The 11,120-nt window shown below is 74.8% G+C and carries 9 protein-coding genes and 1 pseudogene; 9 read left to right on the top strand and 1 reads right to left on the bottom strand.

Features of this window, described 5'->3' with window-relative positions:
• Nucleotides 1-325: 325 nt before the first annotated feature.
• From ABZU53_RS31295 to ABZU53_RS31265, 7 genes are all read left to right on the top strand, one after another.
• Entirely contained in the window at nucleotides 326-799 is a 474-nt protein-coding gene (locus tag ABZU53_RS31295) for a BlaI/MecI/CopY family transcriptional regulator (protein ID WP_355069171.1), read from the top strand.
• Nucleotides 800-809: 10 nt separating this feature from the next.
• Nucleotides 810-1,715, top strand: coding sequence for a M56 family metallopeptidase (locus ABZU53_RS31290; protein ID WP_355069170.1), 906 nt, complete (start codon nucleotides 810-812; stop codon nucleotides 1,713-1,715).
• A 266-nt stretch (nucleotides 1,716-1,981) separates the two neighbouring features.
• On the top strand, nucleotides 1,982-3,235 hold the full coding sequence (locus ABZU53_RS31285; protein ID WP_355069168.1) for a cytochrome ubiquinol oxidase subunit I: 1,254 nt from the start codon (nucleotides 1,982-1,984) through the stop codon (nucleotides 3,233-3,235).
• 20 nt (nucleotides 3,236-3,255) lie between these two features.
• Nucleotides 3,256-4,263, top strand: a complete 1,008-nt coding sequence (locus ABZU53_RS31280; protein WP_354861582.1) for a cytochrome d ubiquinol oxidase subunit II — start codon at nucleotides 3,256-3,258, stop codon at nucleotides 4,261-4,263.
• Complete coding sequence (cydD, locus tag ABZU53_RS31275; protein ID WP_355069166.1) at nucleotides 4,260-5,936, top strand: thiol reductant ABC exporter subunit CydD; 1,677 nt, start codon at nucleotides 4,260-4,262, stop codon at nucleotides 5,934-5,936. Before ABZU53_RS31280 ends, cydD begins: the two co-directional genes overlap by 4 nt.
• Complete coding sequence (cydC, locus tag ABZU53_RS31270; protein WP_355069165.1) at nucleotides 5,933-7,723, top strand: thiol reductant ABC exporter subunit CydC; 1,791 nt, start codon at nucleotides 5,933-5,935, stop codon at nucleotides 7,721-7,723. Before cydD ends, cydC begins: the two co-directional genes overlap by 4 nt.
• Before the next feature lie 68 nt (nucleotides 7,724-7,791).
• Nucleotides 7,792-8,469: a permease prefix domain 1-containing protein gene (locus ABZU53_RS31265; protein WP_355069163.1), complete on the top strand. Its 678-nt coding sequence runs from the start codon at nucleotides 7,792-7,794 to the stop codon at nucleotides 8,467-8,469.
• A gap of 15 nt (nucleotides 8,470-8,484) precedes the next feature.
• On the opposite strand, the gene ABZU53_RS31260 is transcribed toward ABZU53_RS31265, so the two are convergent.
• Nucleotides 8,485-8,826, bottom strand: coding sequence for a helix-turn-helix transcriptional regulator (locus ABZU53_RS31260; RefSeq protein ID WP_354861589.1), 342 nt, complete (start codon nucleotides 8,824-8,826; stop codon nucleotides 8,485-8,487).
• A gap of 160 nt (nucleotides 8,827-8,986) precedes the next feature.
• Here ABZU53_RS31260 and ABZU53_RS31255 point away from each other — a divergent pair, with 160 nt between their 5' ends.
• Together ABZU53_RS31255 and ABZU53_RS31250 are read left to right on the top strand one after the other, a co-directional pair.
• Nucleotides 8,987-9,958 carry a DNA primase gene (locus ABZU53_RS31255; protein WP_354861590.1) on the top strand — a complete coding sequence of 324 codons (972 nt, stop codon included), beginning with the start codon at nucleotides 8,987-8,989 and terminating at the stop codon, nucleotides 9,956-9,958.
• A gap of 39 nt (nucleotides 9,959-9,997) precedes the next feature.
• Nucleotides 9,998-11,120: pseudogene (locus ABZU53_RS31250) on the top strand (transposase); the annotation flags it as partial.

The raw sequence follows: 11,120 nt of genomic DNA, 5'->3' as shown, positions 1-11,120 counted from the left end.
GCTCCCCTCTGTCCGTCCCCGACGGGCGGCCGCTCCCGGGGCCGGCGGGGCGATCGGCGCGATCGGGCGGGGCCGGCGGGGCGATCGGCGCGATCGGGCGGGGCCGGCGGGGCGGCCGGGATCTGCGCAACTTCCGGGATGTTGCTGCCTCCGGGGCGATGGAGGCAGCAACATCCCTGTTCTTGTGCGGATCTTGCGCCAGGCTGCCCGGTTCCGGGGCCGTCTTGATCATGGGTTCGCGAGGGATCGGTCTTCCGGGCCGGGTGACTCGTGATCGGGCTGGTCGGGTGGGTGGGGGGTCTACTACCGGGGGTAGGATTGGGGGGTGACTCGGTTGGGCGATCTTGAGCGTGCGGTGATGGACGTGCTGTGGGACGTGGTCCCGGGCACGTCGGACGGTGTGACCGTGCGCGAGGTGGCCGACGCGCTCGACGGCCGCGAACTGGCGTACACGACGGTGATGACCGTTCTCGACCGGCTCGCCGGCAAGGGCATGGTGCAGCGGGAACGGGAGGGCCGCGCCTGGCGGTACCGGCCGGCGGCCAGTCGTGAGGCGCACATCGCCCAGCTCATGCTCGACGCCCTCGACCTGGGCGGCAGCCGCGACGCCGCGCTGGTGCGCTTCGCCCGCTCGGTGACCGGCACCGAGGCCGAGGTGCTGCGGGCCGCCCTGGGCAGCGAGGCCGGGCTGGCCGGGCCGAGTTCCGCCGACGGCACCACGGGCGGGGCCGACGCCCTGACCGACCGGGTGGATCCGCCGGCGGGCCGGCGGCCGGCCGGCGAGGCAGCGGAGCGGTAGGGCGCGCGCCATGGCCTACGCCGTGCACTTCGCCGCCACCATGCTCGCCTGCTATCTGACCGCGCAGGTGCTGGCCCGCTCCACCTGGACCTGGCGCAGCCCGCGTGTGGCGATCGTCTGCTGGCAGGCCGTCGGGCTGGCGTTGGGCCTCTCCGCGATGGGCCTGCCGATGGCCCTCGGGCTGACCGCGTACGACCTGCCGACCGGCAGCGCACTGCTCGCCCTGACCACCGACCTCGCCCACGGCAGCCTGCCGATCGGCGTGACCGCGTTCCACCTCGCCGGCGTCGGGGTGGGCTTCGGCATCGGAGCGGTGCTCGTCACCACGACCGTCCGCAGCATCCACGGGACCATCCGCGCCCAGCGCCGACACCGGGACCTGCTCACCCTGGTGGCCCGGGACGACCCGGCCGCGCCCGGGGCGCTCGTCCTGGACCATCCGAGCGCCGCCGCGTACTGCCTGCCCGGGGTGAAGCCGCAGGTGGTGGTCAGCGCGGGCACGCTGAGCCTGCTGGATCGCGCCGAGCTGGCCGCCGTGCTCTCCCACGAGCGCGCGCACGCCCATGAGCGACACGATCTGGTGCTGCTGCCGTTCACCGCGCTCTGCCGGGCGCTGCCGTGGTTCGGCTGGGTCCGCGACGCGCACGAGCGGGTCGCCCTGCTGGTCGAGATGCGCGCCGACGACAAGGCACGCGAACTGCACGCCGAGGCGCCGCTGGCGGGCGCGCTTCGTCGTTTCGCCGCCGCCGGGCACCGGGTCACCCCGGCCGGCGCTCTGGGCCTGGGCGACCGCGACCTGGACGTACGCGTACAGCGCCTACTGGTTGCCGACCGGCCGCCCCGGGCCCTCGGCGCCACGGCCCTCGCGGTGGCCACCACCCTGGTCGCCCTGCCGATCACGCTCTTCCTGAGCTGACGCCCCAGCCCCACGCCTCGTACGTCCCTCGCGCCTCGCTCCGCGGCGCGCTCCCTCGCATGATCGCGCTCGATCCAGGATCGAGGGGCATCCGGATGGCGCGAGGGCACCCACATCCAGGATCGAGCGCGATCATCTCCCGGATCCCACTACTACTACGGCTCGTCGTAGGATTTCCTACGACGGGCCGTAGTAGTGATTACATGTAGCCAGGCTACGTGTAGGGTTGCTACGACAAGGGAGCCAACAGCTAGGGAGAGCCGGCCATGGACACGCTGCTCCTCGCCCGCCTGCAGTTCGCCACCACCACGTCGATCCACTTCCTGTTCGTGGTCGTCACGCTCGGGCTGGTCACGCTGCTGGTCGGGATGCAGACCGCCTGGGTGCTCACCGGCAACCCGAAGTGGGAGCGACTGACCCGGTTCTGGGGCCAGCTCTACGTGATCAACTACGTGCTCGGCATCGCCACGGGCATCGTGATGGAGTTCCAGTTCGGGCTGAACTGGAGCGGCCTGTCGCGCTACGTCGGCAACGTCTTCGGCGCGCCGCTGGCGATCGAGACGCTGGTGGCCTTCTTCCTGGAGTCCACGTTCCTCGGGATGTGGATCTTCGGTTGGCACCGGCTCGGCAAGGGCGTCCACCTCGCGCTGCTGTGGGGCGTGGCGCTCACCGCGTACGCCTCGGCCTTCTGGATCATGGTGGCCAACTCCTGGCTGCAACACCCGGTCGGGTACGAGGTCCGCGACGGGATCGCCCACCTCACCGACTTCGGCGCGCTGCTCACCAACCCCAGCCTCGGCATGGCGTTCGGGCACGTGGTCTCCGCGGCGCTCCTGGTCGGCGGGATGCTGATGGCGGCCGTCAGCGCCTGGCACCTGATCCGGCGTACGCCCGACTTCGCGCTCTTCCGCACCTCGCTGCGCATCGGCCTGGTCACGGCGGCACTGGCGATCACGATGGTGCAGGGCTTCGGCTTCGCCCAGTTCGGCCCGGTCGGCGCGGTGCAGCCGACCAAGTTCGGCGCGGACAGCCCCGAGGCGCAGGCGCTGATCGGCGAGTGGACCACGCGGTTCGGGCCCGGCGACTACACCCCGCCGGTCCTGGCCAGCGTCGGGCTGGGCTTCATGATCCTGGTCGGCTTCACCCTCGGCTGCGTGTGGTTCCTGCTGCCCCTGCTCTACCGGGACTGGATCGTCCGGCTGCGTTTCCCGCTCTGGCTCATCCTGCTCGCCGTGCCGTTGCCGTTCGTCGCGGTGATCCTCGGCTGGATCGCCCGCGAGGTCGGCCGCCAGCCCTGGGTGGCGTACGGCCTGCTCCCCACCGAGCAGGCGGTCTCCCCCGTCGGCACGCCGGTGATGCTCGCCTCGCTGATCGGCTTCAGCATGCTGCTGGGCACCCTCGCCGTCACCAACTGGGTGCTGCTCGCCCGGCACGCGGGACGAGGCGCGGCCGACCCGGCTCTCGGCCGTCCACCGGCAGCGCTCGGCGAGCCGGCCCACCCCGAACCCGCCCTCGCCTGAGCGACTGAGGAGACTCACCCGTGGATCTCGCCTGGTACGTCCTTCTCGGCCTCTTCTTCGCCTGCTACCTCGTGCTCGCCGGTTACGACTACGGCGTCGGGTTGCTGCTCGCCCGGGGCGGCGCCCCGGCCGGGCGGCGGGCCGCGCTCACCGCCCTCGGCCCGTTCTTCCTCGGCAACGAGGTCTGGCTGGTCGCCGCCGTGGGCATCCTGTTCGGCGCCTTCCCGGTGCTGGAGGGTGAGCTGCTCGCCGGCTGCTACCCGGCGTTCGCCGGCGCGCTGGTCGGCGTCATCCTGGTCACCGCCGGGGTGCAACTGCGCAGCCGGCCGAGCGACGAGCGGGTCCGCGCCCGCTGGGACCGGGTCATCGTGGTCGGCAGCGCGCTCGCCGCGCTGGGCTGGGGCGTGGTGCTGGCCGCGCTGTTGCAGGGCGTGCCCCGCCAGGCCGACGGGCACGTCGCCGGGGTGTCGCACCTGGCCACCCCGTTCGCGGCGACGGCCGGGCTGACCATGGTCGCCCTGGCCGCGGTGCACGGTGCGACCTTCCTCACGCTGCGACTGCCGGCCGACGCCGCCGCCGTGGCCGGGCGCACGGCCCGCCGGCTGGTGCCGGTGGCGCTCTGCGCGGTCGCCGTGGCCACCGTCGTGGGCCTGCTCTCCTGGCGGGTACGCGACGCCGTCGGGCGACCGGCGGTGGCCGTACTCCTGCCGGTGTTGCTGGTGGCGGCGCTGCTGGCGGCCCGCGCGGCGCTGGCGCGGCGGCGGCCCGGGTGGGCCCTGATCGCCACCGGCGCGGCAATGGCGCTGCCGGTGGCGCTGGTCGGCGCGGCTCTCTGGCCCTACGTGCTGGTGTCCACGACCGACCCGGGCGCCTCGCTGACGGTGGCCGACGCGGCCGCCAGCGCGCCGACGCTGCGGCTGCTTGGCTGGGTGGCGCTGCCGCTGCTGCCGGCCCTACTAGGCTTCCAGGCGATGTGCTGGTGGGTTTTCCGGGGACGGACCGACGGCAGGGCACCGGTGTACTGGTGAACCGCCGTCCCTTCGACCCGCGTCTGCTGCGTCGGGTCCCCGCGGCCCGGCGCGATCTTGCCGTGCTCGCGCTCCTCGGCGTGCTCGCCGCCGCGTTGATCGTCGCGCAGGCCACCGCGCTGGCGGCGGTGCTGGCCACCGCCTTTGACGGGCGGCTCAACCGGCCGGCGCTGGCGGGTCTCGTGGTCGCGGTCGCCGCCCGGTCGGCGCTGGTCTGGGCACAGGGCACGGTCTCCGCGCGGGTCGCCGCCACGGTCAAGGCCACGCTGCGGGCCGACCTGCTCGGCGCGGTGGGGCGGCACGGGCCGGGCTGGGTGGCGGGGCAGCGGGCCGGTGAGCTGGCCACCCTGGCCGGGCGTGGGCTGGACGCGCTGGACGCCTACTTCACCGGGTATCTGCCGCAGTTGGTGCTCAGCGTGACGGTGCCCGTGGCCGTGCTGGCCCGGATCGTCGTCGCCGACTGGAGCTCGGCGCTGATCATCGCGTTGACGCTGCCGCTGATCCCGGTCTTCGGCGCGCTCCTCGGCTGGCAGGCGCAGGCCGCCACCGAGCGGCAGTGGCGTCGGCTGGCCCTGCTGGGCGGACACTTCCTGGACATGGTGGCCGGGCTGCCCACCCTGCGCGCGTTCGGCCGGGCCCGGGCGCAGACCGAGGTGGTCCGCCGGATGGCCGACGGGCACCGGGTCGCCACCATGAAGACGCTGCGGATCGCGTTCCTCTCGGCGCTGGTGCTGGAGCTGGTCGCCACTCTCTCGGTGGCCCTGGTCGCGGTGCCGGTCGGCATCCGGCTGCTCGGCGGCGGGCTGGCCCTGCACACCGCGCTGCTGGTGCTGCTGCTCACCCCCGAGGCGTACCTGCCGCTGCGGGCCGCCGGCAGCCGCTTCCACGCCAGCATGGAGGGGCTCACCGCGCTGGACGAGGCGCTCACCGTCTCGGCCGCGCCCGCCACCCCCCGCGCCGCGGAGGGCGCGACCATCCCGGACGGTCGCGGTGAGATCCGGTTCGAGGCCGTGACCGTGGCGTACGAGCGGACCACCGCGCTGCGCGACGTGACCCTGAGCGTCCGACCCGGCGAACGGATCGCCATCATCGGGCCCAGCGGCGCCGGCAAGAGCACCCTGCTCGGTCTGCTGCTCGGCTTCGTGACCCCGACCAGCGGCCGGATCACCGTCGACGGCGTCGACCTCGCCACCGCCGACCCGGACGCCTGGCGTCGGCAGCTCGCCTGGGTGCCGCAGCGCGCCCACCTCTTCGCCACCTCGCTGGCCGACAACATCCGGCTCGGCGCACCGGACACCCCGCCCGAGGCGCTCGCCGCCGCGGTGCGCGCCGCGGCCCTGGACGACGTGGTGGCCGGCCTGCCCGAGGGGCTGGACACGCTGCTCGGCGAGCGCGGGCACGGCCTGTCCAGCGGCCAGCGGCAGCGGGTCGCACTGGCCCGGGCGTTCCTGCGCGACGCCCCGGTGGTGCTGCTCGACGAGCCCACGGCGCGGCTGGACACGGCCGCCGAGGCGGTGGTGCTGGACGCCACCCGCCGGCTGGTCGCCGGACGGACGGCGCTGCTGGTGGCGCACCGGCCGGCGCTGCTGACCGACGCCGACCGGGTCCTGCGCATCGAGGACGGCCGGGTCACCGAGCTGACGCCCGAACCGATCGGAAAGGCGGCCCGATGAGCACGGAACACGGGCCGGAGGTCGTGGCTGGGGTGACATCGGCCGGGCGGGCCGGCGCCGAGCGCGCCGTGCTGCGGCTGGCCCACCCGTACCTGGGTCGACTGGCCGGCGCCGGGCTGCTCGCCGCCGCCACCGAGTTCGCCGGGATCGCCCTGATGGCCACCGCGACGTGGCTGCTGATGAGCGCCGCCGGGCGGCCTCCGCTGGACCGGCTCACCGTGGCGATCGTCGCGGTCCGGGCGCTGGCGATCAGCCGGGGCGTGTTCCGCTACACCGAACGGCTCGCCGGGCACGACGCGGTCCTCCGCATGATCACCGACGTGCGGGCCCGGGTCTTCGCCACCCTCACGGCCCGCCGCGACACTCGACACCGCTCGGGGGACGTCCTGAGCCGGCTGGTGTCCGACGTCGAGGCGGTCCAGGATCTGCTGCTGCGGGTGCTGGTGCCCGGCTCGGCGGCGGCCCTGGTCGGGGTGCTGGCGGTGGCCGGGGCGGCGCTGATCTCGCCGCCGGCCGCCGGTGTGCTCGCGCTCGGGCTGGTGGTCGCCGGTGTGGCGCTGCCGGCGCTGGCCACCGCGGTCACCCGGCGCAGCGCGGCCGAGGTGGCACCGCTGCGCGGCGCGCTGGCCACCGACGCCGTCGACCTCACCCACGGCGCCGCCGACCTGGCCGCGTTCGGGGCGACCGACGCCGCGCTGCGCGCCGCCGAGCAGCGGGCCGGCCGGCTCGCCCGCCTGGAACGCCGGCTGGCCGCCACCGGCTTCGCGGTGGACGCCGCAGGGGTGTTGACCGCCGGACTGACCGCCGCCGCGGTGGTGCTGGTCGCGCTGGCCTCCGACGTGCCGGGCGCCCTGGTCGGGGTGCTGGCCGTCGGCACCCTGGCCGCCGTGGAGGTGGCGCTGGCCCTGGTCTCGGCCGCCCGGCAGTGGACCCAGCTGCGGCCCGGCCTGGCCCGGGTGGCCGCCCTCCTCGACGTCGACACGCCCAGTGCCCCGCCCGCTCCCCGAGTGACCGACCGGGCCGACCCGCACGACCTGCGCTTCGACGAGGTGAGCGTGCGGTACCGGACCGGCGCCGCACCCGCGTTGGACCGGGTGAGCCTGGACCTGCCCGCCGGCCGGCGCATCGCCGTCGTCGGCCCGAGCGGCGCCGGCAAGAGCACCCTGGCCGCCGTGCTGACCGGGGCGGTCCGGCCCACCTCCGGCCAGGTCACCCTGGCCGGCCGCGACCTGGGGACGTACGCCGAGGAGGAGCTGCCCCGCAGCGTCGGCGGGCTGCTCGCCGAGGCGTACGTCTTCCATGCCACGGTCCGGGAGAACCTGCTGCTCGGGCGGGCCGGCGCCGACGAGGACGAGTTGACCGCCGCGATGGCGGCCGCCGGCCTGCTGGACTGGGTACGCGCCCAGCCGGCCGGCTGGGACACCCTGGTCGGCGAGGAGGGCGGCCAGCTCTCCGGCGGCCAGCGGCAACGGCTCGCGCTCGCTCGGGCCCTGCTCGCCGCGCCACCGGTGCTGGTGCTCGACGAGCCCACCGAGGGGCTGGACCCGGCCGCCGCCGACGCGGTGCTCGCCTCCGCCCTCGCGGGAACCCCCGCCGGGCACTCGGTCCTGCTGATCAGTCACCGACTCAGCGGGCTGGCCGACCTCGACGAGATCGTCGTCCTCGACGGCGGCCGGGTGATCCAGCGCGGCCGGCACGCCGAGTTGGTCGCGACCCCCGGCTGGTACCGGGACCAGTGGCTGCTCCAGGCAGCCGCCGAGCGCGGGTACCTGGCCCTCGCTCCCTGACCCGCTTCGGGGACGGACCAGGGTTCTCCCCGACGTGAGGGCGCTCGCGTCCGTGGCAGGGTGGTGCCATGCGGCATGCTGAGGACTTCCTGGTCGAGGAGCACCTGCGGGCGCTGGAGTCCCGGTTGCAGGGGCCGGCGCGGCTGAAGTCCGACCTGCTCACCGAGGCGCGGCACGACCTGCTGGACGCCGTCGACGCGTACCGCGAGAGTGGTGTGCCGCCCACGGAGGCGCAGCTGCGGGCGGTGGCCGAGTTCGGCTCACCGGCGCAGTTGCTGCCCTCCTGGCAGGCGGAGCTGGCGGTGGCCGCCCTGCGCGGCCTGTCCCTGCGGATGCTGGCCGTGGCCGGGGTTCTGGTGGCCGCCGGCGACCTGACGTGGCGCGGGTCGAGCTGGAGTGCGGGTCCGCAGCCGCCGGCGCTCTACCGGCTGCTGTCCGCCTCGGTCGACTGGATCTGGCTCGGCGCGCTGCTGCTGGCCGTGACCGGCCTGCTGGTGGTCTGGGCGAGCGCCCGGTCGTCGCGACCGGGCCTGGCGGCGGCGCAGCGCGCGGTGGGCGCCGCCCTGACCGGCACGCTGGTCCTCGGCATCGTGGCCGGCGGGGCTCTCTTCGCCTGGTCGATCGATCTGTGGGACGCGGCGCTGACGTGGCCGCCGATGATCGTCGGCATGGTGGTGGTGGGTGCGGCGCACTTCTCCCTGACCCGGGCCGCGCGCGGCTGGCTGCGGGCCGCCGCTTCCCGCTGAGCGGGCGTCCAGCGCTCAGGCGGGGGTGCCGGGCGGGCTGCCGGGGTCGAGGAACCGGCCGACCGTCGCGCGGAACTCCTGCCAGCCGGCGCGCTCGCCCGCCAACGCGCGGCGGCCGGAGTCGGTGAGCTGGTAGGTCCGCCGCTCCCGACCGTTCACCGTGCTCCAGGTGCTCGCCACGTGACCGGCGCGCTCCAGCCGGCGCAGCGCCGGATAGATCGTTCCGGTGGGCAGGTCGAGATTGCCGTCACTGCGCGCCCGCAGGGACTCGATGATGGCGTACCCGTGCAGCGCGCCCTGTTCGAGAACGGCGAGCAGAAGGGCGTCGAGATGGCCGTGCAGCGCCTGGGCCTTCATGTGTAGTTACGCTACTTGTCGAACGCCCCGATCGCCACCGTCGCGCCCGCGCAGGCCCGAGACGTTTCTCGGCCGGCCACCGGGGTGCGGGCTCCGGGCTTCCCGAGCCGCCGACTAGGGTATGTGCCCAGAGTCACTCGCCGGCCGGAGACGCCGGCGGGTGGGCAACCCGAAGCACACGGAGGTCAGCGTGGCCCGCCAGTCGCCCCAACGGCCCGACGCCGACGAGCCCGAGCTCGACGACACCACCGGCCCGGCCGAGCCAGACGAGGCCGACGAGGCCGACGACACCACCCGCGCGTCGGCCGACCGGTCGCTCTGGGACGAGCTGCGGATCGACCCGGTGGAGATCGCCCTGCCCGCCGGCACCGGCTTCACGCTGCGGGCGTACCGGCCGGCCGGGTCACTGACCCCGACCGACGTGACCGAGCGCGACCAGGACGACCCGTTCCTCGCCCGCCGGCAGGTGATCGAGGAGGAGGACGACGAGAGCGTCGTCATCCTCGACGAGGAGCTGGCCGAGGAGTTCGCCGACAGCGACGAGGACGAGCCGTCCCGCCGTCGCCGCGACAGCGCCACGGACGCCGACGCGACCGCGGACGACGACGAGGCCGAAGCCGAGGACGTCGCCGACGAGGCGGACGACGAGGAGGTGCCGGTCTTCCTCAGCCACCGGGGCAAGCTGCTGCTGTTCAAGACCCCCGAATCGCTTGTCAGTTTCATCCGCTCCGGCGCACCCAACGATCTGTCCCAACTGGACAGCTGGAATGAATTGGCCGAACGGGTGGAGCCGGCCGACATCGCGCCGCTCGACGAGGACACCTACGAACTCGACCTCGTCGTGGAGAACCTGCGCGGCGGTCACGACAGCTGGGATTCGACCCTGCTGATCGAGGCCGGCGAGGTCGCCCGCGACCTGTCGTACGCGTTGCGCCTGCCTGCGGTTCTGGACATGCTCTCCGCCGGCTCCAGCCTCGACGACCTGGACGAGGCGCTGCGGGCCACGGCCAACGGCGGGATCGGCGCCTTCATGGGCCGGCGACGGTTGAAGAAGATCGGGGCACAGACCGCGAGTTTGGGTTGGCGCACCATTGTCGGCAAGATCTCTGCGGTGGTGGACTGGCGCGACTGACCCGTACCGGGGAGCATCAGTTGCTGGCAGTAGGAAGACCTGTCCCGGGAGGAGGACGACGCCGTGGCGCTCGTGCGCGTGTACTGCGGTCTGGCCTCGGCGGATCCGGCTGACCGACCGGCCTCGGCCGGTTCGACGCTGACGTCCGCTGTGGTCGACGACGCAGGCCGTCTGCTGCATGTCAGCGAGATCGGCGACGACGCGGCTGGCTACGCCCAGCTCGTCGCCCTGCTCGTGGAGCGGTCGGGCGGACCGAGCGGTGCGGCCATCGCAGCCGACAGCGACGACCACACGGTCACCTCGCTGTTGAGCGCGGCGGGTCGTCCCCTGGCGATCGCCGACGACGACTCGGTGGACGACTTCGCCGAGCGGTTCGCCGACGACGACTCGCTTGAGGAGATGCAGTCGCCGCCGGCCGAGCGCCGGGCCGTCGGTCTGGCCCGCGCGTTGCAGGCCGGTGCGCTCTCCGCCGTCACACTGCCGGCTCCCCGGGACCTCGCCGGCTACAAGCAGGTGCTCGCCGCGCACGCCGCCCTGGCCAGCGGCCGGCACTCCGCCGCCGTGGCGCTGCGCGAGGTGCTGCGGGAGCTCTACCCGGCGGCGCTGCGCGCCTATCCGGACCCGGCCGAGCCGGTGTCGCTGGCCGTGCTGGACGCGCTGCCCGAGCCGGGCATGCTCGGCGGCACCATCGCCCGTGGCCGCGAGGTGTCCGTCGCCGCGGACGCCATCGCCGCGCATCTCGCGGCGGACGGGGTCGCCGACGCCGAAGAGATCAACGAGGCGGTCACCGCGCTGCGGGTCGCCATCTCGGAGACGCCGCGCCGCGCCGCCGTCAACCGGGCGCTCACCTCTGCCGTGGCCGAGACCGTCCGGCAGGCCGTCGCCTCCGTACGGGCCTGCGACGCCGGCTGCGAGGCCCTCGTCAGCGCGCTCAGCGCCCGGGTCAGCACGCCCGCCCCGGCCCCCGGCCGACGGGCCGCCGCCCGTCGTGGCGAGTCGGTCGGCGAGCTGACCGGCCTCGCCGGCACCGGCGCCGGCCTGCGCTCCGTCCGACCGAACCCGATCGCCGCCGAGCCCACACCCGTCACCGGCCGACGCAGCCGACCCGAGCCGGCACCGGGCAGCGCCCCGCTGGCGTCGCCGCGCCAGATCGGAAGAGCAC

Origin of the sequence: Micromonospora sp. NPDC005194 (assembly GCF_040608335.1) — a bacterium.
In the GTDB taxonomy this organism is placed as follows: Bacteria; Actinomycetota; Actinomycetes; order Mycobacteriales; family Micromonosporaceae; genus Micromonospora.
The sequence above is the reverse complement of the archived record's forward strand: the minus strand, read 5'-3'. Positions and strand labels throughout refer to the sequence as shown.